Origin of the sequence: Burkholderia sp. Bp8994, assembly GCF_003853805.1 — a bacterium.
Lineage (GTDB): Bacteria > Pseudomonadota > Gammaproteobacteria > Burkholderiales > Burkholderiaceae > Burkholderia.
The window spans coordinates 184,830-210,641 of the sequence record NZ_QTQH01000006.1; the positions used below are offsets into that span (position 1 = coordinate 184,830).

21 protein-coding genes are annotated in these 25,812 nt (G+C 67.3%); 16 read left to right on the forward strand and 5 right to left on the reverse strand.

Annotated features, from left to right (window positions below; all coding sequences use genetic code 11):
* The 4 genes from DIE04_RS08325 (at position 1) to fdhA (ending at position 5,633) form a co-directional block, all read left to right on the forward strand.
* The gene (locus tag DIE04_RS08325) at positions 1–939 is read left to right on the forward strand and encodes a glycosyltransferase family 2 protein (RefSeq protein ID WP_124521469.1); all 939 of its coding nucleotides are present in this window, start codon (positions 1–3) and stop codon (positions 937–939) included.
* A gap of 8 nt (positions 940–947) precedes the next feature.
* Positions 948–2,825: an efflux transporter outer membrane subunit gene (locus DIE04_RS08330; protein WP_124521471.1), complete on the forward strand. Its 1,878-nt coding sequence runs from the start codon at positions 948–950 to the stop codon at positions 2,823–2,825.
* Positions 2,825–4,015: an efflux RND transporter periplasmic adaptor subunit gene (locus DIE04_RS08335; protein ID WP_124521473.1), complete on the forward strand. Its 1,191-nt coding sequence runs from the start codon at positions 2,825–2,827 to the stop codon at positions 4,013–4,015. The genes DIE04_RS08330 and DIE04_RS08335 overlap by 1 nt, the downstream gene beginning before the upstream one ends.
* 421 nt (positions 4,016–4,436) lie before the next feature.
* Entirely contained in the window at positions 4,437–5,633 is a 1,197-nt protein-coding gene (gene fdhA / locus DIE04_RS08340; RefSeq protein WP_044844368.1) for a formaldehyde dehydrogenase, glutathione-independent, read from the forward strand.
* Here the strand turns inward: fdhA and DIE04_RS30070 are convergent.
* The 3 genes from DIE04_RS30070 to DIE04_RS08355 are packed head-to-tail and all read right to left on the reverse strand — an operon-like array spanning position 5,564 to position 8,196.
* On the reverse strand, positions 5,564–5,872 hold the full coding sequence (locus DIE04_RS30070) for a hypothetical protein (protein ID WP_260426197.1): 309 nt from the start codon (positions 5,870–5,872) through the stop codon (positions 5,564–5,566). The genes fdhA and DIE04_RS30070 overlap by 70 nt on opposite strands.
* 39 nt (positions 5,873–5,911) lie before the next feature.
* On the reverse strand, positions 5,912–6,766 hold the full coding sequence (locus tag DIE04_RS08350) for an ATP-dependent serine protease (RefSeq protein ID WP_124521800.1): 855 nt from the start codon (positions 6,764–6,766) through the stop codon (positions 5,912–5,914).
* An 8-nt stretch (positions 6,767–6,774) separates the two neighbouring features.
* Positions 6,775–8,196, reverse strand: coding sequence for a PLP-dependent aminotransferase family protein (locus tag DIE04_RS08355; protein ID WP_124521479.1), 1,422 nt, complete (start codon positions 8,194–8,196; stop codon positions 6,775–6,777).
* A gap of 283 nt (positions 8,197–8,479) precedes the next feature.
* Between DIE04_RS08355 and DIE04_RS08360 the strand changes: the two genes are divergently transcribed.
* Positions 8,480–9,892 carry a discoidin domain-containing protein gene (locus tag DIE04_RS08360; protein WP_044844365.1) on the forward strand — a complete coding sequence of 471 codons (1,413 nt, stop codon included), beginning with the start codon at positions 8,480–8,482 and terminating at the stop codon, positions 9,890–9,892.
* A gap of 56 nt (positions 9,893–9,948) precedes the next feature.
* On the opposite strand, the gene DIE04_RS08365 is transcribed toward DIE04_RS08360, so the two are convergent.
* Positions 9,949–10,974: a GlxA family transcriptional regulator gene (locus tag DIE04_RS08365; protein ID WP_124521481.1), complete on the reverse strand. Its 1,026-nt coding sequence runs from the start codon at positions 10,972–10,974 to the stop codon at positions 9,949–9,951.
* 224 nt (positions 10,975–11,198) lie between these two features.
* Positions 11,199–11,423, reverse strand: coding sequence for a hypothetical protein (locus tag DIE04_RS08370; protein ID WP_124485147.1), 225 nt, complete (start codon positions 11,421–11,423; stop codon positions 11,199–11,201).
* A 9-nt stretch (positions 11,424–11,432) separates the two neighbouring features.
* Between DIE04_RS08370 and DIE04_RS08375 the strand changes: the two genes are divergently transcribed.
* From DIE04_RS08375 to DIE04_RS08425, 11 genes are all read left to right on the forward strand, one after another.
* Positions 11,433–12,707, forward strand: coding sequence for a serine hydroxymethyltransferase (locus DIE04_RS08375; protein ID WP_044844363.1), 1,275 nt, complete (start codon positions 11,433–11,435; stop codon positions 12,705–12,707).
* Positions 12,708–12,750: 43 nt separating this feature from the next.
* Entirely contained in the window at positions 12,751–13,722 is a 972-nt protein-coding gene (locus DIE04_RS08380) for a dipeptidase (RefSeq protein WP_124521483.1), read from the forward strand.
* Between the two features lie 139 nt (positions 13,723–13,861).
* A complete protein-coding gene (locus tag DIE04_RS08385; RefSeq protein ID WP_006488993.1) occupies positions 13,862–14,395 on the forward strand; it encodes a DUF5943 domain-containing protein in 534 nt (177 codons plus the stop codon).
* 73 nt (positions 14,396–14,468) lie between these two features.
* Complete coding sequence (locus tag DIE04_RS08390; protein WP_044844361.1) at positions 14,469–16,532, forward strand: NADH:flavin oxidoreductase; 2,064 nt, start codon at positions 14,469–14,471, stop codon at positions 16,530–16,532.
* 3 nt (positions 16,533–16,535) lie between these two features.
* Complete coding sequence (locus DIE04_RS08395; RefSeq protein WP_124521485.1) at positions 16,536–18,461, forward strand: (Fe-S)-binding protein; 1,926 nt, start codon at positions 16,536–16,538, stop codon at positions 18,459–18,461.
* A gap of 4 nt (positions 18,462–18,465) precedes the next feature.
* Positions 18,466–19,635 (forward strand): electron transfer flavoprotein subunit alpha/FixB family protein, encoded by a 1,170-nt coding sequence (locus DIE04_RS08400; protein WP_124521487.1) that lies wholly within the window; start codon positions 18,466–18,468, stop codon positions 19,633–19,635.
* Positions 19,632–20,417, forward strand: coding sequence for an electron transfer flavoprotein subunit beta/FixA family protein (locus DIE04_RS08405; protein WP_044844358.1), 786 nt, complete (start codon positions 19,632–19,634; stop codon positions 20,415–20,417). The genes DIE04_RS08400 and DIE04_RS08405 overlap by 4 nt, the downstream gene beginning before the upstream one ends.
* 52 nt (positions 20,418–20,469) lie before the next feature.
* Entirely contained in the window at positions 20,470–21,711 is a 1,242-nt protein-coding gene (locus DIE04_RS08410; RefSeq protein WP_124521488.1) for an SRPBCC family protein, read from the forward strand.
* A gap of 27 nt (positions 21,712–21,738) precedes the next feature.
* On the forward strand, positions 21,739–22,887 hold the full coding sequence (locus DIE04_RS08415) for a hybrid-cluster NAD(P)-dependent oxidoreductase (RefSeq protein WP_124521490.1): 1,149 nt from the start codon (positions 21,739–21,741) through the stop codon (positions 22,885–22,887).
* Between the two features lie 149 nt (positions 22,888–23,036).
* Positions 23,037–23,900 (forward strand): glycine betaine ABC transporter substrate-binding protein, encoded by an 864-nt coding sequence (locus DIE04_RS08420; protein WP_044844355.1) that lies wholly within the window; start codon positions 23,037–23,039, stop codon positions 23,898–23,900.
* Positions 23,901–24,076: 176 nt separating this feature from the next.
* Complete coding sequence (locus DIE04_RS08425; RefSeq protein ID WP_124521492.1) at positions 24,077–25,732, forward strand: APC family permease; 1,656 nt, start codon at positions 24,077–24,079, stop codon at positions 25,730–25,732.
* The last annotated feature ends 80 nt before the right edge of the window (positions 25,733–25,812 follow it).

Consider the following 25,812-nt stretch of genomic DNA (forward strand, 5'->3'; position numbering starts at 1 on the left):
ATGACGACACTCGGCGCACTCGTGATCCTGTATCACCCGAGCGACGCGCAGCTCGCGGCGCTCGGCGCGTGGCGGCACGCGTGCGACGCGCTGCTGGTCGTCGACAACACGCCGCAGCCCGATGCGCGCGCTCGCGACGTGTGCGCGCGCGACGGCATCGCGCTGCTGCATCACGGCAATCGCGGCGGAATCGCGGGCGCCTACAACGCGGGGCTCGCGGCGCTGTTTCGCGACGACGTCGACGCGGTCGCGCTGTTCGACCAGGATTCGTCGGTGCCGGCCCGTTACTTCGCGACGATGCGCGACGCCTGCACGGGGCTCGCGGGGCGCGCGTTCCTGGCCGGCCCGCGCATCTTCGACGAGAACGCGCGCAGCTTCCTGCCCGAACTCGCGACCGACGGGATCGCGTTGCGCCGGCTGCATCTCGCGCCCGACGCGCCGCCGCAACGCTGCGCGTTCCTGATCTCGTCGGGCTGCGTCGTGTCGCGCGCCGCGTTCGAGGTGCTCGGCCGCTTCGACGAGACGCTGTTCATCGATCACGTCGATACCGAGTACAGCTTCCGCGCGCTTGCGCGCAACGTGCCGCTCTACGTCGTGCCGTCGCTGGTGCTGCCGCACCGGATCGGCGCGAAGCAGCGGCACGCGTTCGGCCCTTTCGAAATGACGTCGATGAATCACTCGTGGCAACGGCGCTACTACAGCGCACGCAATGCGGTGCAGCTCGGGATGCAGTACGGGTTGCGCTTTCCGGTGGCGATCGTGCCGAACCTGCTGACCGTGTGGCAGGTCGTGCAGATCGCGCTCGTCGAGCGCGACAAGCGCGCCAAGCTCGCGGGCATCGCGTTCGGCATCGCCGACGGCCTGTTCGGGCGGCTCGGTCCGCTCGAGCGCACGCGGCCGCGTCTCGCCGCGCGCGCGCGGCGCGTCCAGCAGGGGTGAGGGCGGCGATGGAACGCATCATGAAAGCGGCGCGAGCCGCTCGGCCGGCGCGGCGCGGGGAGGGCGGCTGGGCGATCGTCGCGGCCGCCGCGCTGCTGGCGCTGGGCGGCTGCGTGCCGTCGGGGTTCCTGCCGTCGCTGTCGCTGCGCTCACCGGCCGGCGACGCGCTCGCTCGCACCGCGGGGCCCGGCGCGGATGGCGCATGGCCCGCGCCCGACTGGGTGAAGCAGCTGCAGGATCCGCAGCTCGACGAACTGGTCGTGGAGGCATCGCAGAACAATCCGGATCTGCAGGTCGCGCAGGCGCGGCTGCGGATCGCGCAGTCGCAGCTTCAGCAGTTCGATTCGCTGACGGGCTTGACCGGCACGGCCGGCGCGACGGTCAGCCGCGCGCGGATGCCGAAGCCGGGCGACATCGCCGACGTGACGGCGGGCGGTTATCGCGTGCCGGTCGAGATCTTCGGCGATCCGGTCGTGTCGCCGTCGTCGGTGTTCGTCGGGCTGAACTACCAGCTCGACCTGTGGGGCAAGAACCGCGCGGCGACGAAGAGCCTGATGTCGCTGCGCGACGCGGCCGGTGTCGAGGCCGAGCAGGTGCGGCTCACGCTCGCGGTCGCGATCGTCACCGTGTATTGCCAGCTCGATGAGGCGTACGCGGTGCGCGACCTGCTGCAGCAGAAGCTGAAGATCAGCCAGCGCGTGACGGCCGTGCTGCGCGAGCGCACCGCGCGCGGCCTCGACAATGCGTACGACGCGAGCGACGCGTCGATCAAGCGCAGCCGCCTGCTCGCACAGATCGCGCTGAACGACGAACAGATCAAGCTCGCGCAATTGCAGCTGGGCGTGCTGTCCGGCCGCGGGCCGGAGCGCGGGCTCGCGTTGCAGCGGCCGCGCGTCGGCGCATTCCCCGGCGGCGCGCTGCCCGCGCGGCTGCCGGCCGATCTGCTCGGCCGCCGGCCCGACATCGTCGCCGCGCGGCTGCGCGTCGAAGCCGCGTTCGCGAATGCCGATTCGACGCGCGCGCAGTTCTATCCGGACGTGAACCTCGTCGCGCTCGGCGGCGTGTTCGCGCTGACGCCCGCGTCGCTGTTCTCGCGCGATTCGCTCGCCGGCTCCGTCGGCCCGGCGATCTCGCTGCCGGTGTTCGATCGCGGCCGGCTGAAGGCGAAGCTCGGCGCGGACGTCGCGCAGGCCGACGTCGCGATCGGGCTGTACAACAAGACCGTCGACGACGCGCTCGGGCAGGTCGCGCAAATCGTCACGTCGCTGCAGACCGCGCAGACGCTCGTCATGCAGCAGCAGGATGCCGTCGCCGCCGCGCAGAAGATCGTGCAGATCGCGGCTGATCGCCATCGGCGCGGCGTGTTGATGCAGAAGGATGTCGATGTCGCGGACCTCACGCTGATCGACGAACGCGCGCAGCTGATCGCGCTGCTCGGGCGGCAGCGGACGCTGCGCGTCGGGCTGGTCGGCGCGCTCGGCGGCGGGTTCGATGCGAGCGCAACGACTGCGGGTGCGGCGATGCCCGCGGCGCGTACCGCGCAAGGCGCGCGGACGAAACGCGGCGCGACGGTGAACGCCGCTGCCCGCGGTAGCTCGGCGGACACCAGCGCGCAAGTGCGGCGCGCGGCGGTGTCAGGTAGCGGCGCCGCGCCGCGTGCCGCGCGGATCGATCCGCCGGCGGTGTCGGTCGCGCCGCGTAGTCCGGCTGTCGATGCCGCGAATGTGAGTGTGAGTACCGGCGCGAGTACGAGCGCCAGCGCAAATACCAGCACGAGCGTCGGCGTCGGCTCGCGCCGCGCGCCCCCCACCGTTGCCGCCGACACGCGCGCGTCCGCGCTCCCCGTGTTCCAGCATGACCGCCTGATCGTTACGCAAAGCGACTGATGCACCACGACAACCTTCACACCGCGGCGCAGCCGGCCACTCTGAACGACCCCGCACTCGACGCGCGCCGCGCGACGCGTCGCAAGCGCTTCATGCTGTTCTTCGCGATCGTGATGCTCGCCGCGCTCGTCTGGATCGCGTTCTGGCTGCTACGCGACCGCTATTACGAGGATACCGACGACGCGTACGTCGCCGGCAGCATCGTGCAGGTCGCTGCACAGATTCCGGGCGCCGTGACCGACGTGCTGGTCGCCGATACGCAGCCCGTGCGCGCCGGGCAGACGCTCGTGCGGCTCGACGACACGGAAGCGTCCGTCGCGTTCGCGCAGGCGAAGGCGCAGCTCGCGCAGGCCGTGCGGCAGGTCGCGAACGCGAAGATCTCGAACACGATGTACGTGGCAGCCGTGAGCGCGCGCCAGGCCGACCTGTCGCTCGCGCAGCGCGCGCTTGCCGCGCGTTCGGGCGCGTCGGTCGAGATCGTCGCGCCGGAGGAGCTGGCGCGCGCCCGCGCGGCCGTCGCCGGCGCCCAGGCGAACCTCGCGGCCGCGCAGGCGCAGCTCGACGCCGCGCGGGCGCTCGGCAGCAAGCTGCCGGTGGACGAGAGCCCGGCAGTCGTGCAGGCCGCGGCGCAGTTCAAGCTCGCGTACCGGAACCTGAAGCGCACGACGATCATCGCGCCGGTCGACGGCACGGTCGGCCAGCGTTCGGTGCAGGCGGGCCAGCAAGTCGGGCCCGGCGTGCCGCTGATGTCGATCGTGCAGTTGAACCGGCTGTGGATCGAGGCGAATTTCAAGGAAGGGCAGATCCGCCACATGCGCGTCGGCCAGCCGGTCGACGTGGTGTCGGACCTGTACGGGTCGCGCGTCGTCTATCGCGGCCGCGTGCAGGGCTTCTCGGCCGGCACCGGCAGCGCGTTCTCGATGCTGCCGTCGCAGAACGCGGCCGGCAACTGGATCAAGGTCGTGCAGCGCGTGCCGGTCGTGATCGCGCTCGATCCCCGCGATCTGGCCGCGCATCCGCTGCGGGTCGGGCTTTCGATGCGCGCGACGGTCGATACGCGCAACCGCGACGGCCATGCGCTCGACAGCGAACCGCCGACGCCGGCCGTCAGCACGCGCGTGCACGACGGTGTCGCGAGCGACGCGGAAGCGGCTGCTGCCGCGATCGTCCGCGAGAATCAGGGCGGGTGAGTTTCCTACGCCGGCGCACGCAGAAAACACACGAACCAATCCGGGTGACAGATGGCGGGGGCGGGTGACCGGTGCATCCGACCAACGCGCCCGAATAGGGCACCCGATCGGCGCCCCCGGATCAAGGCCCCGATCAAGGTACCAATCAACGCACCCGACCAACGCACGGATTGGCGGGTCGTTCGCGCCGATCGGCGGCTCCGGCGGCCTCGCGGCCTGCATCTCCTGCAGCCCCCACCACGCACCCCTTTTCCGGCCCGACTTTCGCATTTCCGCCACCGATGTCGGCACCGATCAAACGCGTGTCGCGTTTGAGACATCGACGCCCCCACCTCCGGGACTACTCTCGAACAGCACGTTGCGTAGCACCGCATCTGCCGGCGCACAGCAGCGCCATCCAACGAGACATGGAGACAATACGATGAGCAGCAATCGAGGTGTCGTCTATCTTGGGCCGGGCAAGGTCGAAGTTCAGAAGATCGATTATCCGAAGATGGTCGATCCGACCGGCCGCGCGATCGGCCACGGCGTGATCCTGAAAGTGGTCAGCACGAACATCTGCGGTTCCGACCAGCACATGGTGCGCGGCCGCACGACCGCGCCGATCGGCCTCGTGCTCGGTCACGAGATCACGGGCGAAGTGGTCGAGGTGGGCCGCGACGTCGAGACGCTGAAGATCGGCGATCTCGTGTCGGTGCCCTTCAACGTCGCGTGCGGCCGCTGCGCGATGTGCAAGGACACGCATACGGGCGTGTGCCTGAACGTGAACCCGTCGCGAGCCGGCGGCGCATACGGCTACGTCGACATGGGCGGCTGGATCGGCGGCCAGGCCGAGTACGTGCTCGTGCCGTACGCCGACTTCAACCTGCTGAAATTCCCGGACCGCGACCAGGCAATGGCGAAGATCCGCGACCTGACCTGCCTGTCCGACATTCTGCCGACCGGTTATCACGGTGCGGTGAGCGCGGGCGTGAAGCCGGGCTCGACGGTCTACATCGCGGGCGCGGGCCCGGTCGGGATGGCGGCGGCCGCATCGGCGCGCCTGCTCGGCGCGGCGGTCACGATCGTCGGCGACATGAACGCGGAACGCCTCGCGCACGCGCGGGCGATGGGCTTCGAGACGGTCGACCTGTCGAAGGACGCGTCGCTCGGCGAGCAGATCGAGCAGATCCTCGGCGTGCCGGAGATCGACTGCGCGGTCGACTGCGTCGGCTTCGAGGCGCACGGCCACGGTTCGTCGGGCCATTCCGAGGAAGCGCCCGCGACGGTGCTGAACTCGCTGATGGAAATCACGCGTCCGGCCGGCGCGATCGGCATTCCGGGCCTGTACGTGACGGACGATCCGGGCGCGAAGGACAAGGCCGCGCAGCACGGCAGCCTGAGCATCCGCTTCGGCCTCGGCTGGGCGAAGTCGCATTCGTTCTTCACGGGCCAGACGCCGGTGCTGAAGTACAACCGCAACCTGATGCAGGCCATCCTGTTCGACCGTCTGCCGATCGCGAAGATCGTCAACGTCGAGGTGATCTCGCTCGATCAGGCGCCGGAAGGCTACAAGAAGTTCGACGGCGGCGCGCCGCGCAAATTCGTGATCGATCCGCACGGCTTGCTGGCGGCCTGACGCACGAACGGGCGGAACATGAAACGGGCGGTACCGGAAACGGTGCCGCCCGTTTTTGCTGTGGCCGGGTGCTGCCGGCGCAGGCGAACCCTGATCGCTGCGGCCCGCGATTGCTGCGATATGGCGTGCGGCACGAGACCGATCGCCGCGGCCAACCGGCTGCCGAACGCCGACACGAACGGCCGGACGCTCGCCGGCTTGCGCTTCGAGTCGTATGCGGCGATCCCGTACGACAGCATCGCGGCCGCGATCGCGCCGAATTCCGGCGCGCCCGGCGCTCAGTGCGCGCGATAGACCATGGCCACTTGGGTCGCGCTTGCCGTCGCGCGCCGACCGTGGCGCGTATGCAGGCTCACGCGGCGGATCGCGTGCGCGTGTCGCGTCGCGGTAGCGCCGCCTTTCCAGTTGACGACGCGAGTACCGCTGCGCGCGCGCACCGCCGGTGCGTGCCGCGCGACCGTGGTTGCCGTGCGTCCGGTCATGTGTCGGCTCGTGCCGGCATAGCCTGCTCGATCGGTTGCGTCCAGCCGGTCGGCGGCGGCAAGCCGGTCGGTGTCGAGCGCCGGGTGGTCGGCCGGATGAAATGCATAGACGGGCGCGGGCACGACCGGCAACGTCTGCGCGTCGGCCGCATGCAGACTGGCGTCGTTTGCCGCTGGCGCCGGCGCGCCCTGGCCGCGGCAGACCGGGTCGGCCTTGCACGTCCGGTCGAACGTCACATAGCCGCCGACCAGCAGCACGAGGGTCAGGATGCTCAGCAGCGGCGCGCTCGACGCGCTCGGCCGCCGGATCGCCGCGCTGCGCACCGCGGCGCCGATCCGCGACGACCATGTCGGGACGGGGAGCGCGTCGTGCGGAGGAGCGGCCTGCGCTTCGTCGCTCCGGTTGCCCTGGTCGCTCGATTCGCTCGATTCGCTCGATTCGATCGATTCGATCGATTCGCTCGATTCGCGCAGCGGCGCGAACGGCCAGTCCCCGAGTCCGCAGACGGGGCATTGCTCGGTGGCGCGGAATGCCATGAAGCCGCATTGCCGGCAGCGCTGGCTGACGGCATCGCGCGGCTCGGCGCGCAGGTTCAGTGCGCCGCGCAACGTGTCGCGCGTGCGGACTTTCCGGATGGGCAGGACTTGCATGGTCGTTGCTACCTCGTCTGTCGTTGCCGCCCCGCGAGCGTCCCGAGGGTTTGCATCGCGTCCTCGACGGCAGGGGTCCACGGCCGGCCGTAGTTCAGCCGGACGTAGCGGTGAAAGGCGCCCGTCATGGAAAAAATCGGCCCGGGCGCGAGGCTGACGCCGTTTTTCATCGCGTCGCCGAACAACCGCATCGCATCCACGTGCGGCGGCAATTCGATCCACAGTAAATACCCGCCGCGCGGGGCATGCACCGCCGTGTCGGGCGGGAAGTACGCGCGGACGGCCGCCAGCATCTGTGCCTGGTGCGCCGCCAGGTTGCGGCGGAGCCTGCGCAGGAAGCGGTCGTACGCGCCGTTGAGCAGGTAGCGGGATACAGCCATCTGCGCGGGCACGTCGGCCGCCGGCGCGCTCGCGTTCTTCACCTGCCTGATCTGCTTCACGTAGCGTCCGGCCGCGACCCAGCCGACCCGGAAACCGGGGGCGAGGCACTTCGAGAACGAACCGCAATGCAGCACCAGCCCGCTTTCGTCGTACAGCTTCGCGGGCCGCGTGGGCGTCGGGCCGAAGTGCAGTTCGCCGAACACGTCGTCCTCGATCAGCGGCACGCGGTGCGACGCGAGCAGCTCGATCAGCGCGCGCTTGCGCTCGTCGGGCAGCGTCGCGCCGGTCGGGTTGTGGAACGAGGTCATGAACCAGCAGGCGCGCACCGGATGCGTGTCGAGCGCGTCGGTGAGCGCATCGAGATCGAGGCCGGTGCGCGGATCCACCGGGATTTCGATGGCCTTCAGATGCAGCCGCCGCACGGCCTGCAGTACCGCGTGGTAGGCCGGACGTTCGATCGCGACGATGTCGCCGGGGCGCGTGAGCGCCTGCAGGCTCAGCGTCAGCGCTTCGGCCGCGCCGGTCGTGATGACGATCTCTTCCATCGGCAATGACGCGCCCGCGTTCAGGTAGCGCAGTGCGATCTGGCGGCGCAGCGCTTCATGGCCGGGCGGCAGTCCGGCCAGCAGTTTCGCGCGGTCCATGTTGCGGGCCGCCGCCGCCGCATACCGCCACAGGCTGCTCATCGGAAACAGCGAATAGCTCGCGAATGCGGAACCCAGCGGCACGATGTCGTCGAATTTGAGCGAGTCGAGCAAGCGGAACAGCACATCGTTGTCGCCGGCCTGCGGCGCAGCCGGTTTGCGCGGGGTGTCGTGACCCGCGCGCACGCGCTTGTCATCCAGGTTCGCAACGAAATATCCGGAGCGCGCACGCGCGGTGATCAGGCCCTCGCTTTCGAGCTTGTAGTACGCGCGAAACACGGTGGATGGACTTACACGGTAAGCGCGGCACGCTGCGCGCACGGTCGGGATACGCGCGCCGGGCCCGAGGTCGCCACGCCGGATCGCGTCGCCAATCGTCTGAGCCAGCGCCGCATAACGCTTCATGCCTGCCCTCCGGCCGATCGCGGCCGTCGTGAAAAAAGAGTAGCACGGCCTCCGCCGCGTTCAATCCCGCCCTCAAACGCTGATGCGCCTGTCGCTGATCCGGTTGTTTTCGACTCACTTTGAGCCTTTTCTTCAGACGAGCGAGCAGGCATCCTGCGCAAGTTTCATTCCCGATGCGTGATCGATACCGAGTTCGCGCCCTCCGATGGCGGACCCGTGATCCCCGTGCACCGTGTGCGGGACCCGGGCCGCTCCGTCCCTACCTTTCCCGGAAGCAATCAGCGTGAAATCGAAGTTCCTCGCTGCGGGCCTCGTGGCCGGCATCGCTCTCAACCTGTCCAGTGGTGCCGCCGAAGCGGCCTGCATCAGCAATCCTCCGACTCAATCCAACGCGTCGTTTCCCGCGGCGCTGACCGGCAAGCTCGTCTATCACAGCTACGTCAACTACGGCGACGGCACGAGCCAGCTGTTCCTGTACGATTTTTCGGCCCATACGCTCACGCAGTTGAGCAAGAGCAGCTGGGGCATCACCGATCCGATGAACGGCGTGTTCAGCCCCGACGGCAAGTGGCTCGCGTTCATGGGCATCAGCAACGGCGCATGGAACGTGTTCATGCTGCAGCTCGGCGCCGGCACGCCGCCCGTGAACCTGACGAACAGCACCGGCGCGACGCGCAACGAAGATCCGAAATTCAGCGCCGACGGCAAGACGCTCGTGTTCAAGCAGAACGGCGACGTGAAGCAGGGCACGCTGTCGTACACGAGCGCGGGCCCGGTGTTCACGTCGGTCGTGAGCCTGACGAACGCACCGGCCGGCGCCGAATACTCGATGCCGTTCCTCGCGCCGGACGCGAGCGCCGTCTACTACGCGACGGGCACCGGCTCGAACATGGGGCTGATGAAGCGCACGATCGCGACCGGCGCGACCGCCACGTTCGATCATCCGGCCGGTCTGCAGACCTACTATCCGATCGTACGCGGCGACGGCATGGTGTTCTATGCACGCTGGAAGGATAGCGGCGGCGCGGACCAGATCTACACGAAGACCGCGGACCCGGCATCGACGCCGAACGCGCTGCCGATCAACGACTGCGTGAGCAACAACTCGGACCCGGCGCCGGTGACCGGCACGAACTACGTGTTCTTCTCGTCGACGACGGCGGGCGGCTACCAGCTCTACGTCGGCGACGTGACGACCGGCCAGCGCTGGAGCCTGTCGCAGTTCGGCGTGAACGCGGACACGACCAAGGCGAAGCTCGGCTCGAGCTACTACGGCGGCCCGGCCGCCGCGCAGCCGACGCTGCTGTCGCAAGGGCGGCCGGCTGCCGCGTCGGCGAGCTACAACACATCGCTGACGGCGGACAAGGCGTTCGACGGCAACACGACCAGCACGCGCTGGGATTCGCCGGAAGGGGCGGGCGTCGATCCGCAATGGATCTCCGTCGATCTCGGCGCGGTGAAGAAGATCAGCAGCGTCGATCTCTACTGGGACGCGGGCGCGCTCGTGTACCAGATCCAGACGTCGAACGACAACGCGAACTGGACGACGGTCTACTCGACGAACAACGGCGTGTCGTACGGTCACGTCACGTTGCCGAACCTGAATGCGCAGGGGCGCTACGTGCGGATGCTCGGTACGAAGCGGGCGACGCAGTGGGGGTATTCGCTCGACGAAATGCAGGTGTGGGGATCGTAAGCACCAGCAAAAAGCGGCCTTCGAGGCCGCTTTTTTTTTATCGCGCAACTCGTGCGTCACGCATGAATCACATGCGCCGGAAACGCCGGCGCGGATGTCGCCGCGCCCTGCGCGAGCGGCGCGACCTGCTTGCGGCGTTCGCGCGTCGGCGCGACGCCGAACGCGTCGCGATAGCTCTTGCTGAAGTGGCATGCCGACTGGAAGCCGCACGCCATCGTGATGTGCATGATCGACATGTCGGTCTGCAGCAGCAGCTCGCGCGCGCGGCGCAGCCGCAGCGTCAGGTAATAGTGCGTGGGCGTCATCCCGAGGTGTTCGCGGAACAGGCGCTGCAACTGCCGCTGCGACATGTTCGCGAGCCGCGCGAGTTCCTCGCGCGACAGCGGTTCCTCGATGTTGTTCTCCATCAGCGAAATCACTTCGAACAGCGACTTGTTCGCCGAGCCGAGCCGCGCGACGAGCGGCATCCGCTGTTGCGCGCTCGTGTCGCGCACGTGTTCGACGATGAACTGCTCGGCGATCTGCGTGACGCGCGGCGTGCCTATCCGCGCGGCGATCAGGTTCAGCATCATGTCGAGCGGCGCGACGCCGCCCGTGCATGTGATGCGATCGCGGTCGACCACGAACAGTTCCTTCAGGAAGCGCGTGTCCGGAAACTCTTCCTTCAGCGCCGACATGTTTTCCCAGTGGATCGCGCACGCGTAGCCCGCGAGCAGCCCCGACTTCGCGAGCGCATAGGTGCCCGTGCACAGGCTGCCGAGCGGAATTCCCGAACGCGCGAAGCGGCGCAGCGTCGACAGATGGGCGGGCGTGGTCGCGCGCTGCACGTCGACGCCGCCGCACACGAATACGATATCCGGCTGCCCGACGCACTCGGCCGGGCCCGTGTCGACCGTGAGGCCATTGCTCGCCGTGACCGGGCCGCCGTCCGGGCTGATGATCGACCAGCGGTAGAGCGGCTGGCCGCTCAGGTAGTTCGCCATCCGAAGCACCTCGATCGCATTGGTGAACGCGATCATCGTGAAGTTCGGTAAAGGCATGAACGCGAAGTGGGACAGCGACGCTGTGCGGTCGGGCGACATGGGGAGCGTTCCTTGAATCTCTAATAGCTTTTAGCCCGAGGCACGGATCGGGCTGCCGTATTGTGGGAGCGAGCGCAACAACCGTGCCATACGGCTAAACCCTAGCTCCATACGTTGTATGGGCGCGGGGCGGATGCTGCACTGCACCGTAAGCGGGCCGCGCTGCACCCGGGACGCACAGCACAGGCACCGGCGAAGTGCCTGTCCATCGGTGAACCGCGAATTCACCGCACACGCCGGCTTGCCTCGTCATCCCAAAAAGCACGACCGGTCACTTGTACAAAACGGACGCGCATGGCGGAAAAGGTAAAGAACGCGTCTAAATTCATCAATCCGTCGAAAATCCGAACGACAAGAATAGAGCCGTCGGCAGCCTTGCACTGGATGCGCTGGAAACCCAGGTATGGCGGGCCTCGAGCTTCGGTTTCACGCCCTTTATTCTTCGTCACGGACGCACTATGTCGAACACCCAGCCTTTCTTCTCGCAGCCCCTCGCCGAGCGCGACGCGCCGGTGCGCAGCGCCATCCTGAAGGAACTCGAGCGCCAGCAGTCGCAGGTCGAGCTGATCGCGTCGGAAAACATCGTGTCGCGCGCGGTGCTGGAGGCCCAGGGTTCGGTGCTCACCAACAAGTATGCGGAAGGCTATCCGGGCAAGCGTTACTACGGCGGCTGCGAATTCGCGGACGAGGTGGAGGCGCTGGCGATCGAGCGCGTGAAGCAGATCTTCAACGCCGGCTATGCGAACGTGCAGCCGCACTCGGGCGCGCAGGCGAACGGTTCGGTGATGCTCGCGCTCGCGAAGCCGGGCGACACGGTGCTCGGCATGTCGCTGGACGCCGGCGGCCACCTGACGCACGGCGCGAAGCCGGCGCTGTCGGGCAAGTGGTTCAACGCCGTGCAGTACGGCGTGAACCGCGACACGATGCGGATCGACTACGACCAGGTCGAGGCACTCGCGCACGAGCACAAGCCTAGCCTGATCATCGCCGGCTTCTCGGCGTACCCGCGCGCGCTGGACTTCGCCCGCTTCCGTGCGATCGCCGACAGCGTCGGCGCGAAGCTGATGGTCGACATGGCGCACATCGCGGGCGTGATCGCCGCCGGCCGCCATGCAAATCCGGTCGAGCACGCGCACGTCGTCACGTCGACCACGCACAAGACGCTGCGCGGCCCGCGCGGCGGCTTCGTGCTGACCAACGACGAAGAGATCGCGAAGAAGATCAACTCGGCCGTGTTCCCCGGCCTGCAGGGCGGTCCGCTGATGCACGTGATCGCCGGCAAGGCCGTCGCGTTCGGCGAAGTGCTGCATGCGGACTTCAAGACCTACATCGACAACGTGCTCGCGAACGCGCAGGCCCTCGGCGAAGTGCTGAAGGCGGGTGGCGTCGACCTCGTCACCGGCGGCACCGACAACCACCTGCTGCTGGTCGACCTGCGCCCCAAGGGCCTGAAGGGCGCGCCGGTCGAGCAGGCGCTCGAACGCGCGGGCATCACCTGCAACAAGAACGGCATTCCGTTCGACACCGAGAAGCCGACCGTCACGTCGGGCATCCGCCTCGGCACGCCGGCCGGCACGACGCGCGGCTTCGGCGTCGCGGAGTTCCGCGAAGTCGGCCGCCTGATTCTCGAAGTGTTCGACGCGCTGCGCGCGAACCCCGAAGGCGACCACGCGACCGAACAGCGCGTGCGCCGCGAGATTTTCGCGCTTTGCGAGCGCTTCCCGATTTACTGATCGACGACCCCACATACAGCAGAGACTGGAGCGAGAGGCAGATATGAGCACGCTGCATCAGGACAGCATCATCATCGACGGACTGAACATCTCGAAGTTCGAGAAGCCGGTGTTCGAGGACATGCGCAAGGGCGGCATCACGGCCGCGAACTGCACGGTATCGGTGTGGGAGAACTTCACCAAGACCGTCGACAACATCGGCGTGATGAAGCAGAAGATCCGCGAGAACAGCGAGTTGCTGACGCTGGTGCGCACGACCGACGACATCTTCCGCGCGAAGAAGGAAGGCAAGACGGGGATCATCCTCGGCTTCCAGAACGCGCACGCGTTCGAGGACAACCTCGGCTACATCGAGGCGTTCGCCGACATGGGCGTGCGCGTCGTGCAGCTCTGCTACAACACGCAGAACCTGGTCGGCACCGGCTGCTACGAGCGCGACGGCGGCCTGTCGGACTTCGGCCGCGAAGTGATCACCGAGATGAACCGCGTCGGCATCATGGTCGACCTGTCGCATGTGGGCGGCAACACGTCGTCGGAAGCGATCGCGTTCTCGAAGAAGCCGGTGTGCTACTCGCACTGCCTGCCGTCGGGCCTGAAGGAACATCCGCGCAACAAGAGCGACGCGCAGCTGAAGGAAATCGCCGACGCCGGCGGCTTCGTCGGCGTGACGATGTTCGCGCCGTTCCTGAAGCGCGGCATCGAGGCGAACATCGACGACTACATCGAGGCGATCGACTACGTCGTGAACCTGATCGGCGAAGACGCGGTCGGCATCGGCACGGACTTCACGCAGGATTTCGCGAAGGAATTCTTCGACATGCTGACGCATGACAAGGGCCGCTATCGCCAGCTGACGAACTTCGGCAAGGTGATCAACCCGGACGGCATCCGCACGATCGGCGAATTCCCGAACCTGACCGCGGCGATGGAACGCCACGGCTGGAAGGAGTCGCGCATCCGCAAGATCATGGGCGAGAACTGGGTGCGCGTGTTCAAGGACGTGTGGGGCGCGTAAGCACCCGCCGAGCCGAACCGCCACCCGCGATTCAACACTAGAACAATCGGGACGTGCCGGCGCCTGTCGCGCGGGCACGCGGACGATGTCGTGCCTGCGCCTGAGCCGCGCGGCCAATTTTCCTCACGGAGTCACCACGATGCAACCGCAACTGCCGATCAACGTCGATCCCGATACCGGCGTCTGGACCACCGACGCGCTGCCGATGCTGTACGTGCCGCGCCACTTCTTCACGAACAACCACGTCGCCGTCGAGGAAGCGCTCGGCGTCGAGGCGTATGCCGAGATCCTCTACAAGGCCGGCTACAAGTCCGCGTACCACTGGTGCGACAAGGAAGCGAAGCTGCACGGCCTCACCGGCATGGCGGTGTTCGAGCACTACCTGAAGCGCCTGTCGCAACGCGGCTGGGGCCTGTTCTCGATCATCGAGGCCGATCCGGCCAGCGCACGCGCGAAGATCGAGCTGCGCCACTCGTCGTTCGTGCTCCAGCAGCCGGGCAAGGAAGGCAAGCTCTGCTACATGTTCGCGGGCTGGTTCGCCGGCGCGATGGACTGGGTCAACGACACGACGCCGGAAGGCAAGGGCGCGCCGCGCGCGCAGTCGAAGGAAGTGCAGTGTGCGGCCGAGCACCACGATCACTGCGTCTTCGAAGTGTCGCCGATCGCGCACTGACGCGCCGACCCGACGACACAGCAACAAACAACACCCGCAACACGAGACATTCGAACGCCAGAGGTCGCCTGCGATGCGTTATCCCCACCTGTTCAAACCCATGCAGCTGAACCAGCTGACGCTGCGCAACCGGATCGTCAGCACCGCGCACGCGGAGGTGTATGCCGAGCCGGGCGGCCTGCCGGGCGACCGCTACATCCGCTACTACGAAGAGAAGGCGAAGGGTGGCGTCGGCCTCGCGATCTGCGGCGGCTCGAGCCCCGTGTCGATCGACAGCCCGCAGGGCTGGTGGAAGTCGGTGAACCTGTCGAACGACAAGATCATCGACCCGCTCACGCGTCTCGCCGACACGATGCACAAGCACGGCGCGAAGATCATGATCCAGGCGACGCACATGGGCCGCCGCTCGTCGTTCCACGGCGAGCACTGGCCGCACCTGATGTCGCCGTCGGGCGTGCGCGAGCCGGTGCACCGCGGTAACGCGAAGATCATCGAGATCGAGGAAATCCGCCGCATCATCGGCGACTTCGCGGCCGCCGCGAAGCGCGTGAAGGCCGCCGGCATGGACGGCATCGAAATCTCCGCCGCGCACCAGCACCTGATCGACCAGTTCTGGAGCAAGCGTTCGAACCACCGCACCGACGAATGGGGCGGCAGCCTCGAGAACCGTCTGCGCTTCGGCATCGAAGTGCTGACGGCCGTGCGTGAAGCGGTCGGGAAGGATTTCTGCGTCGGCCTGCGCATGTGCGGCGACGAATTCCACGAGGACGGTCTCGATCACGAAGCGCTGAAGGAAATCGCGCAGGCGATGTCGGAGACGGGCCTGATCGACTACCTGAGCGTGGTCGGCTCGGGCGGCGACACGCACAACACGATCGCGAACTGCATGCCGCCGATGGCGCTGCCGCCGGAGCCGTTCGTGCACCTCGCGGCCGGCATCAAGTCGGTGGTGAAGATTCCCGTGATGCACGCACAGAGCATCCGCGACGCGGGCCAGGCCGAGCGCCTGCTCGCGAACGGCATGATCGACCTGGTCGGCATGACGCGCGCGCAGATCGCCGATCCGCACATGGTGATCAAGATCCGCGACGGCCGCGAAGACGAAATCAAGCAATGCGTCGGCGCGAACTACTGCATCGACCGCCAGTACAACGGCCTCGACGTGCTGTGCATCCAGAACGCCGCGACGTCGCGCGAAGCGACGATGCCGCACATCATCGAGAAGTCGCGCGGCCCGAAGCGCAAGGTGGTGGTGGTCGGCGCGGGCCCCGCGGGGCTCGAGGCCGCACGCGTCGCGAAGCTGCGCGGCCACGACGTCGTGCTGTTCGAGAAGAACGCCGAAGTCGGCGGCCAGGTGATGATCGCCGCGAAGGCGCCGCAGCGCGAACAGATGTCGGGGATCATCCGCTGGTTCGACATGGAAACCAAGCGTCTCGGCGTCGACCGGCGCCTCGGCGTCGCCGCCGACGAGAAGATGATCATGGCCGAGAAGCCGGACATCGTCGTGCTCGCGACCGGCGGTTCGAGCTTCACGTGGCAGGTGCCGGCGTGGGGCGTGGCCGAAGGTCTCGCCGTCAGCTCGTGGGACATCCTGACCGGCAAGGTCGAGCCGAAGCAGAACGTGCTGCTGTTCGACGGCGTGAGCACGCATGCGGGCGCGGGCGTGGCCGACTTCATGGCGAGCCGCGGCTCGAAGGTCGAGGTGGTGACGCCCGACGTGAAGGTGGCCGACGATTGCGGCGGCACGACGTTCCCGATCTTCTATCGCCGCCTGTACGCGCTCGGCGTGATCCCGACGCCGAACACGATGCTCGATCGCGTGTACGAGGAAGACGGCAAGATCATCGCCGTGCTGCGCAACGAATACACCGAGGAGCTGGAAGAGCGCGCGGTCGACCAGGTCGTGATCGAGAACGGTTCGTCGCCGAACGACGAGCTGTACTGGAAGCTCAAGCCGGAGTCGGTGAACCGCGGCCAGATCGATCCGCACACGCTGTTCGCGGCCGAGCCGCAGCCGTGCCTGTCGGAGGAACTGGGCAACGGCCGCTTCCTGCTGTTCCGTGTCGGCGACTGCATCTCGATGCACAACGTCCACGGTGCGATCTACGACTCGCTGCGTCTCGTCAAGGATTTCTAAAAAATGAATCCGGCTTTCCTCATTACCGCACTGCTGTGGCTGTCGGTGGCGGGGCTCGCGTTCGCGGTCGCGAAGCGCTCGTCCTACTGGCGTCTCGGGCGCGCGACGGCGCCCGGCTCGTTCGGCATCGCGAACCTGTTCGCGATCCCGAAGCGCTACTTCGTCGACCTGCACCATGTGGTCGCCCGCGATCCGTACATCGCGAAGACCCACGTCGCGACCGCCGGCGGCGCGATCGCCGCGCTCGCGCTGGTGTTCGTCAACTACGGCCTCGCGATCTACTCGCCGTGGCTCGACAAGCTGATCTTCCTCGCGGCGCTCGCGATGCTCGTCGGCGTGGTGTTCGTCTGGCGCCGCCGCGCGGCGAAGGACGTGCCGGCGCGCCTGTCGCGCGGCCCGTGGAACGCGCTGCCCTGGCTGCTCGGCTCGTTCGCGCTCGGCCTCGTGCTGTTCATGGTCGTGCCGACCGGCGCGATGTCGGGTGCGTTCGCGGTGCTCTGCGCGCTGCTGATCGGCGCCGGCGCCTTCACGATGACCGTCGGCGCCGCGAAGGGCGGCCCGATGAAGCACGCGATCGCCGGTCTGCTGCACCTTGCGTTCCACCCGCGCCAGGAGCGTTTCGCGGCCACCCGTGAATCGTTCACGGGCAATGGCACGGCCACGCCGCCGACCGCGCTGAAGCTGCCGGACATCGAGCACGAGGAGTATGGCGTCGCGAAGCCGGTCGAATTCCGCTGGAACCAGCTGCTGAGCTTCGACGCGTGCGTGCAGTGCGGCAAGTGCGAAGCCGCGTGCCCCGCGTTCGCATCGGGCCAGCCGCTGAACCCGAAGAAACTGATCCAGGATCTCGTCGTCGGGATGGCGGGCGGCACCGATGCCGCGTACGCCGGCAGCCCGACGCCGGGCCTCGCGGTCGGCCAGCATCGCGGCGAGCCGAACGGCCCGATCGTGTCGGGCCTGATCGAGGAGCAGACGCTGTGGTCGTGCACCACCTGCCGCGCATGCGTGCAGGAGTGCCCGATGCTGATCGAGCACGTCGACGCGATCGTCGACATGCGCCGCAACCGCACGCTGGTGCACGGCACGGTGCCGGGCAAGGGCCAGGAAGTGCTCGCGAACCTGCGCGAGACGGGCACGATGGGTGGCTACGACACGGCTGCGCGCTACGACTGGTCGGTCGACCTGAACGCGCCGGTCGCGCAACCGGGCAAGCCGGTCGACGTGCTGTTCGTCGCGGGTGAAGGCGCATTCGACATGCGTTACCAGCGCACGCTGCGCGCGTTCGTCAAGGTGCTGAACAAGGCGGGCGTCGACTACGCGGTGCTCGGCGGGACCGAGACCGACACCGGCGACGTCGCACGCCGCCTCGGCGACGAAGCGACGTTCCAGCAGATGGCGAAGCGCCTGATCGGCACGCTCGGCTCGCTGTCGTACAAGCAGATCGTGACGGCCGACCCGCACGTGATGCACAGCCTGCGCAACGAATACCGCGCGCTCGGGCTGCGCGTGACGGTCAAGCATCACACGACCTACCTCGCGGAGCTGGCCGACAGCGGCAAGATCGCGCCGAAGGCGGTCGAGTCGCTGCGCGAGAAGCGCACCACGTATCACGACCCGTGCTACCTCGGCCGCTACAACGGCGAGACGGAATCGCCGCGCAAGCTGCTGAAGACGATCGGCATCCAGGTCGTCGAGATGGAGCGCAACGGCATGCGCGGCCGCTGCTGCGGCGGTGGCGGCGGTGCGCCGCTGACCGACATCCCGGGCAAGCAGCGTATTCCCGACATCCGCATCGCCGACGCGCGCGCGATCTGCGCGGACGTGGTCGCGGTCGGTTGCCCGAACTGCACGGCGATGCTCGAAGGCGTCGTGGGCCCGCGCCCCGACGTGCTCGACGTGGCCGAACTCGTTGCCGCCTCGCTGGAGTGAATCGATGAACACGATCAAACGAATCGATCCGCGCCGGCCGTTCATCATCACGGCCGCGGGCCTGAAGCGCATCACGCTCGGCGAGGAAGGCAGCGCCGATGCGAGCGCCGCGCAGTGGTCCGCGCACGGCCACGGCGCCGCGGCCGCGAAGCCGCGCCGCGCGGTGCAGGACCCGAAGCACGTGATGCTGGTGGTGGCGCACGCCGAGCGCGGCGCGCTCGACGACCATGCGCGGCAGGCGATCGCCGCCGCCGCGGTGCTCGCCGACGCGCAGACCGAAGTCGCGCTGCTGGCATTCGGCGAACTGAAGGATGACGCCGCCGAACTCGGCGTCGACAAGCTGATCGAGCTGGCCGACTTCGACCGTCGCGCGTTTGCGCCCGAAAGCGAATTGCAAGCCTTGCAGGCATGCGCCGCGGCGCTCGCGCCGAAGCACGTGTTCGTGCCCGACAACGCGACCGGCGACGGCGATCTCGGCCGGCGGTACGCGGCGGCCGCCGGCGCGAGCGTCGCGACCCACGTGGTCGAGATCGACGCGAAGCATGTCGGCGCGTATGCGCAGGCCGGCCGCGCGTTTGCGACGCGCGGGCTGCCCGACGTGATCCTGCTCGCGCAGAACGCGGTCGAGGCGAAACTGCCGTTCGTCGGCGCCGGCGAGCGCCTGGCCGCCGACTTCATCCGCCCGGCCGGAGACGCGGCGCAGCCATACCGCGATCTCGGCCTCGAGGAAATCGACGCGGCGCAGGTCGCGCTGGAGGAGGCCGACTTCATCGTGTCGGCCGGCAACGGCGTGTCCGACATCGGCGCGTTCGAACAACTGGCCGGCGCGTTCGGCGCGGCGATCGGCGCGAGCCGCGTCGCGGTCGACAACGGTCACTTCACGCGCGACAAGCAGGTGGGCGCGACCGGCAAGACGGTCGAGGCGAGCGTGTACATCGCGTTCGGCATCTCGGGCGCGGTGCAGCACTTGCAGGGGATCAAGGACTGCCGTCACGTGATCGCGGTGAACCTCGACGGCAGCGCGCCGATCGCGAAGCGCGCGAACCTGACGGTGGTGGGCGACGCGCAGGCGACGATCGCCGCGCTGATCGAACAGGTGCAGGCCGCGCGCGCGTCGCGCGGACAATCGCCGGCCGCGGTCGGCTCGCGTGAAACCGAAGGAGTCGCAGCATGAACGCCCCCCGCCAGTTGCAACGCATCGCGGTGCTCGTGTCCGTCGGCCGGCACCCCGTCAGCGGCACCGCGCGCTACAGCCGCAACGACGCGGCCGCGCTCGAGGTCGGCCGCCAGCTCGCGGAGCGGCATCGCGCGCAGCTCGACGTGATCCATGCGGGCGATCCCGCGAATGAAGCGCTTGCTGAATATCTCGCGCTCGGCGCGCGGCAGGTCGAGGTGCTGGCCTGCCACGACGGCGACGATGCCGCGCATGCGCTCGCCGCGCGCGTCGAAGGCTACGACCTCGTGCTGACCGGCACGCGCGCCGAGGGCGCGTACGACACCGGGATGCTGCCGTATCGCGTCGCCGCGGCGCTCGGCTATCCGCTCGTCGGCTCGGCCGTCGACGTGACGGTCGACGGCGGCCGCGCGGCGGTCCGGCAATTCTTGCCGAAAGGGCTGCGGCGGCGCGTCGACGCGGCGCTGCCGGCCGTCGTCGCGGTCCATCCGCTCGCCAACGTGGCGCCGCGCTACGCGTATGCGCGGCTGCGCGCCGGCGCGATCCGCCCGGCCCTCACGTCGACCGGCGCGGACGCCGATGCGGCGGCCTGGAAGGTCGGCCCGATCGAGCGTAAACCCGTAAAGCTGGTCGCCGCCGAGAAGCGCTCGGGGCATGCCCGGATGCTGTCCGCGACCACGACCGAAAGCCGCGGCGGCAACGTCGTAAATGAAGGGAGTTCAGTCGAAAAAGCACAAGTGATCCTCGCGTATTTGCGCGAGCATCAGCTCATCGACTACTGATTTTGATGCCTGTCGGCAACCACACTGGGACGCAAGGAATCCGGAGCAAACGATGAAAGTATCGGCAGACATTCGTGCACTGATCGAGCGACGCAAGGAAGGTTACAGCCTCGAGGCGCCGTTCTACACGAGCGAGGACATCTTCGCCCTCGACATGGAGGCGATTTTCCGCCAGCACTGGATCCAGGTCGCGGTCGAACCGGACATTCCCGAGCCGGGCGACTACGTGACCGTGGAACTGGGCAGCGACTCGATCCTGATCGTGCGCGACGACGACATGGAAATCCGCGCGTTCCACAACGTGTGCCGCCACCGCGGCGCGCGCCTGTGCAACGAGGATAAGGGCTCGGTCGGCAACATCGTGTGCCCGTACCACAGCTGGACCTACAACCTGACCGGCCAGCTGATGTTCGCCGAGCACATGGGCGAGAAGTTCGACCGCTGCAAGCACAGCCTGAAGTCGGTGCACGTGCAGAACCTCGCGGGCCTGATCTTCATCTGCCTCGCCGAGGAGCCGCCGGTCGATTTCGCGCAGCTGCGCGCCCAGATGGAGCCGTATCTGCTGCCGCACGATCTGCCGAACACGAAGATCGCCGCGCAGATCGACATCATCGAGGAAGGCAACTGGAAGCTCACGATGGAGAACAACCGCGAGTGCTATCACTGCGTCGCGAACCATCCCGAGCTGACGATCTCGCTGTACGAATACGGCTTCGGCTACCAGCGCTCCGACGCGAACGCCGAAGGCATGGACGCGTTCGCTGAAACCTGCGTGCGCCGCGGCAAGGAGTGGGCCGAGATGGGCCTGCCGTCCGCCGAAATCGAAAAGCTGCTCGACGTGACGGGCTTCCGCACGCAGCGCCTGCCGCTCGACCGCCACGGCGAATCGCAGACGCTCGACGCGAAGGTCGCATCGAAGAAGCTGCTCGGCCAGTTCGACCAGGCCGACCTCGGCGGCCTGTCGTTCTGGACGCAGCCGAACTCGTGGCATCACTTCATGAGCGATCACATCGTGACGTTCTCGGTGATTCCGCTGTCGGCCGGCAAGACGCTCGTGCGCACCAAGTGGCTCGTCCACAAGGATGCGGAGGAAGGCATCGACTACGACGTGAAGAACCTGACGGCCGTGTGGAACGCGACCAACGACCAGGATCGCGCGCTCGTCGAATTCTCGCAGCGCGGCGCGACCAGCAGCGCATACGAGCCGGGCCCGTATTCGCCGTACACGGAAGGTCTCGTCGAAAAATTCTCGGCCTGGTACATCGGCCGGCTCGCCGAAAAAATCGGCGCGTAGTACAGCAGACAGCAAGTGGAGCTACACATGATGCGAGATTCGGCCAATTTCGAGCCGGTGGACAGCCGGGTGACGCACCCGGCGTTCTGGAGCGCGCTGCCCGAGCGCTGGACGAGCGACGTCGAGGAAACGCTGGTGTGCTGCCACGTGCGTCAGGAAACCCACGACGTGAAGAGTTTCTTCTTCCGTTCGCCGCAAGGCCGTGCGTTTTCCTTCGAGCCGGGGCAGTTCATCACGCTCGAACTCGACATCGACGGCGAGACGATCAACCGGTGCTACACGATCTCGTCGTCGCCCGCGCGGCCGCACACGATCTCGATCACGGTGAAGCGCGTGCCGGGCGGCAAGGTGTCGAACTGGCTGCACGACAACCTGCAGCCGGGCGCGTCGGTTCGCGTGCTCGGCCCGGCCGGCGAATTCACGTGCGCGCGGCATCCGGCGCGCAAGTACCTGTTCCTGTCGGCCGGTTCGGGCGTCACGCCGCTGATGTCGATGAGCCGCGCGCACCATGATCTCGCCGAGGATCGCGACATCCTGTTCGTGCACAGCGCACGTACGCCGGACGACATCATCTTCGCGCGCGAGCTCGACCTGATCGCGTCGAACCATACGAATTTCCGCACGTCGTTCGTCGTCGAGCGCGTCGGTGCACGCACCAACTGGCCGGGCGTCACGGGCTTCCTGACGCTGCCGCTGCTGAAGCTGATCGCACCGGACTTCATGGAGCGCGAGATCTTCACGTGCGGCCCCGCGCCGTACATGAAGGCCGTGCGCGACCTGCTCGACGAAGCCGGCTTCGACCGCAAGCAGTATCACGAGGAAAGCTTCTCGTTCGAGACGCTCGCGCAGACCGCGAGCGACGAGGTGATCGCCGAACTCGCGCCGGCGGCCAACGACGGCGACGTCGCGACGAAGCAGTACACGGTCAGCTTCGCGAAGAGCAATCGCGAGATTTCGTGCGGCTCCGAGCAGCACGTGCTCGACGCGGCGCGCCAGTCCGGCGTGCGGCTGCCGGCGTCGTGTACGCAGGGCATGTGCGGCACCTGCAAGGTGAAGCTCGTGTCGGGGCAGGTCGAGATGAAGCACAACGGCGGCATCCGCCAGCGCGAGATCGATCAGGGGATGGTGCTGCTGTGCTGCAGCAAGCCGCTGTCGGATCTCGTGATCGACAAGTAGTCGTATCGAGCCATCGCCGGTCCGGGCGCGTCGTGTCGCGTTGCGTCGCCTCCGGACAAGCATCCGTCGGAAAACAACGATACCGCGGATTTGTGGTTGAAGAACCTAGAGAGACAACGCGCACGGTGCGCATTTCAAGGAGATCGACCATGAAGTTGTTCGGAAAACTGCTGTGGACCGGCGCACTGTCGGCGATGGTGGCATTGAGCGCGTCGGCGCTCGCGGATACGAAGCCTACGCTGAAGATCGGTTACGTCGAAGGCTGGGACGACAGCGTGGCGACGTCGAACGTCGCGGCACGCGTGATCGAGAAGAAGCTCGGTTACCAGGTCCAGCTCGTGCCGGTGGCTGCCGGGATCATGTGGCAGGGCGTGGCGCGCGGCGACCTCGACGCGACGCTGTCCGCATGGCTGCCCGTCACGCACGGCTCCTACTGGGGCGAGTACAAGTCGAAGGTCGTCGATCTCGGCGCGAACTTCCCTGACGCCAAGATCGGCCTGATCGTCCCCGACTACGTGAAGGCGAAGAGCATCGAAGATCTGAATGCCGAGAAAAGCAGCTTCGGCGGCCGGATCGTCGGCATCGATGCGGGTGCGGGCGTGATGCGCAAGACCGACGAAGCGATCAAGAGCTACGGCCTCAGCTACACGCTGATGCCGAGTTCGGGCAGCGCGATGACGGCCGAGCTGTCGCGCTCCGTCGGCGCGAACAAGCCGGTGATCGTGACCGGCTGGGCGCCGCACTGGATGTTCGCGAAGTGGAAGCTGCGCTTCCTCGAGGATCCGAAGAAGGTGTTCGGCGGCGCGGAGCACGTCGACAGCGTCGCGAACCCGCAGCTCGAAACGAAGGCCAAGCCGGTCGTCGCGTTCCTGAAGAAGTTCCAGTGGAAGCCGGGCGAGATCGACAGCGTGATGCTCGCGATCCAGAACGGTTCGAAGCCGGAAGCGGCCGCCGATGCATGGATTGCCGCGCATGCGGACCGCGTGAATTCGTGGACTGAAGGCGCGCAGTAAGACCGCGGCGATTCGTCGCGCGAATCATAAAAAAATAGACCGGGAATGTTTGCAGGAATCCGAAGTAATAGGAATTTCATGCAAGCATATCCCGGCTTTCTTTTACTGATTCTGCAAAAAAGCGCGTAACTTGTTACACTAGCGCCCTTGTGCGGAGTCATCACAGGAGGAATTGGATGAGTCAGGCAGGACTGCGTGCTAATCGCACCAGTGACGTTGAGGCAACCATCTCACATGATTCGACGGGCCACACGCTGCATCGTGGCCTGACTTGGAAAGACGCATTCTGGGTGACGAGCGGCGTGCCGGCAGGCGTGCTGTTCACGATCGGCGGCGTATGCGCGACGATCGGCCAGCCCGCGTGGGCGATCTGGATCGCCGCGATCACGATGGGGCTGATTCAAAGCGCGACTTATGCGGAAATATCGGGACTATTTCCCCATAAATCGGGCGGCGCGTCGGTATACGGCGCGATCGGCTGGGTCCGTTACAGCAAGCTGATTGCCCCGGTTTCCGTGTGGTGCAACTGGCTCGCGTGGTCGCCGATGCTCGCGCTCGGCTGCGGCCTCGCGGCGAGCTATGCGCTCACGAGTCTCTTTCCCGCCGACGCGGCGGTGCTGCACTGGCAGTTCAAGGTTGCGGATCTCGGGTTCATCAAGCCGGGTCTTTCCCTGCGAATCAACGCGACGTTCATCATCGCGACGATTCTGCTTCTCATCACGTTCAAGCTTCAGCACAGCGGCGCATCGAAAGCTGCGCGCACGCAGCGCATTCTCGGCATCGCGTCGCTCACGCCGCTGCTGATCGTCGGCATCGTTCCGTTCGTCACCGGCGACGTGCCGATGTCGAACCTGCTTCCGCTGCTGCCGCTCGGTCATGACGCTCAAGGCAACCTCACGACCGCGACCTTCGGTTCGTGGAACGGGCAGGGCGTGACGATGGCGCTCGGCGCGATGTTCATGGCCGGCTGGGCGTCGTACGGCTTCGAAACGGCGGTCTGCTACACGCGCGAATTCCGCGATCCGCGTCGCGACACCGCGAAGGCGATCTTCTGGTCGGGCGCGCTGTGCCTCGTCGTGATGACGCTCGTGCCGATGGCGTTCCAGGGCGCGCTCGGCACGCAGGCGATGCTCGACCCGGCGATCGGCGACGGCACCGGCGTCGCGGCCGCGATGGCGAAGATCGTCGGTGGCGGTGCGTGGGTCGCGAACGCGGTCGTCGTGATGCTGATGCTGTCGATCCTGCTGATCGTGATGACGTCGATGATGGGCTCGTCGCGCACGCTGTACCAGGCATCGGTCGACGGCTGGCTGCCGAAGTACCTGTCGCACGTGAACGAGCACGGCTCGCCCACGCGCGCGATGTGGACCGACCTCGGCTTCAACCTCGTGTTGCTGATGATGTCGGACTACATGACGGTGCTGGCGATCTCGAACGTCTGCTACATGCTGTTCGTATTCCTGAATCTTCAGTCGGGCTGGATCCACCGGATGGACCGCGGCAACTGGGATCGGCCGTTCCGCTGCCCGACCTGGCTGCTCGTCGCCGGCTCGGTCTGCGGCTACGCGAATCTCGTCTATGTCGGCGCGGGCGCGAACCTGCAGGGCGAAGGCACGCTGCGCAACGGGCTGATCGCGATGCTGCTGATCGTGCCGGTGTTTCTCTATCGTCACTACTGGCAGGATCGCGGCCGTTTCCCCGCGCAGATGCAGCGCGACATGGAACTCGAAGTGCCGAAGCGCGCGATGTGGCTGAATCTGATGCCGTATGCGGCGCTGGTCGGTGCTGCGCTGACGATCTGGCTGTCGTACTACTTCGCGTGGGTGAAGTAAGCATCTGAACGCGGCACGCGCGTCGCGCGACGAACCCGGACACCGCACCCGGGGCCGTTGCGCGACGCGTCGAACGCAAC

What these genes read in the sequence shown, in the direction of transcription:
- DIE04_RS08325 (WP_124521469.1), top strand. Translation starts at nt 1, where the DNA reads ATGACGACACTCGGCGCACTCGTGATCCTGTATCACCCGAGCGACGCG.
- DIE04_RS08330 (WP_124521471.1), top strand. Translation starts at nt 948, where the DNA reads ATGGAACGCATCATGAAAGCGGCGCGAGCCGCTCGGCCGGCGCGGCGC.
- DIE04_RS08335 (WP_124521473.1), top strand. Translation starts at nt 2,825, where the DNA reads ATGCACCACGACAACCTTCACACCGCGGCGCAGCCGGCCACTCTGAAC.
- fdhA (WP_044844368.1), top strand. Translation starts at nt 4,437, where the DNA reads ATGAGCAGCAATCGAGGTGTCGTCTATCTTGGGCCGGGCAAGGTCGAA.
- DIE04_RS30070 (WP_260426197.1), bottom strand. Translation starts at nt 5,872, where the DNA reads ATGCTGTCGTACGGGATCGCCGCATACGACTCGAAGCGCAAGCCGGCG.
- DIE04_RS08350 (WP_124521800.1), bottom strand. Translation starts at nt 6,766, where the DNA reads ATGCAAGTCCTGCCCATCCGGAAAGTCCGCACGCGCGACACGTTGCGC.
- DIE04_RS08355 (WP_124521479.1), bottom strand. Translation starts at nt 8,196, where the DNA reads ATGAAGCGTTATGCGGCGCTGGCTCAGACGATTGGCGACGCGATCCGG.
- DIE04_RS08365 (WP_124521481.1), bottom strand. Translation starts at nt 10,974, where the DNA reads ATGTCGCCCGACCGCACAGCGTCGCTGTCCCACTTCGCGTTCATGCCT.
- DIE04_RS08375 (WP_044844363.1), top strand. Translation starts at nt 11,433, where the DNA reads ATGTCGAACACCCAGCCTTTCTTCTCGCAGCCCCTCGCCGAGCGCGAC.
- DIE04_RS08380 (WP_124521483.1), top strand. Translation starts at nt 12,751, where the DNA reads ATGAGCACGCTGCATCAGGACAGCATCATCATCGACGGACTGAACATC.
- DIE04_RS08385 (WP_006488993.1), top strand. Translation starts at nt 13,862, where the DNA reads ATGCAACCGCAACTGCCGATCAACGTCGATCCCGATACCGGCGTCTGG.
- DIE04_RS08390 (WP_044844361.1), top strand. Translation starts at nt 14,469, where the DNA reads ATGCGTTATCCCCACCTGTTCAAACCCATGCAGCTGAACCAGCTGACG.
- DIE04_RS08395 (WP_124521485.1), top strand. Translation starts at nt 16,536, where the DNA reads ATGAATCCGGCTTTCCTCATTACCGCACTGCTGTGGCTGTCGGTGGCG.
- DIE04_RS08400 (WP_124521487.1), top strand. Translation starts at nt 18,466, where the DNA reads ATGAACACGATCAAACGAATCGATCCGCGCCGGCCGTTCATCATCACG.
- DIE04_RS08405 (WP_044844358.1), top strand. Translation starts at nt 19,632, where the DNA reads ATGAACGCCCCCCGCCAGTTGCAACGCATCGCGGTGCTCGTGTCCGTC.
- DIE04_RS08410 (WP_124521488.1), top strand. Translation starts at nt 20,470, where the DNA reads ATGAAAGTATCGGCAGACATTCGTGCACTGATCGAGCGACGCAAGGAA.
- DIE04_RS08415 (WP_124521490.1), top strand. Translation starts at nt 21,739, where the DNA reads ATGATGCGAGATTCGGCCAATTTCGAGCCGGTGGACAGCCGGGTGACG.
- DIE04_RS08420 (WP_044844355.1), top strand. Translation starts at nt 23,037, where the DNA reads ATGAAGTTGTTCGGAAAACTGCTGTGGACCGGCGCACTGTCGGCGATG.
- DIE04_RS08425 (WP_124521492.1), top strand. Translation starts at nt 24,077, where the DNA reads ATGAGTCAGGCAGGACTGCGTGCTAATCGCACCAGTGACGTTGAGGCA.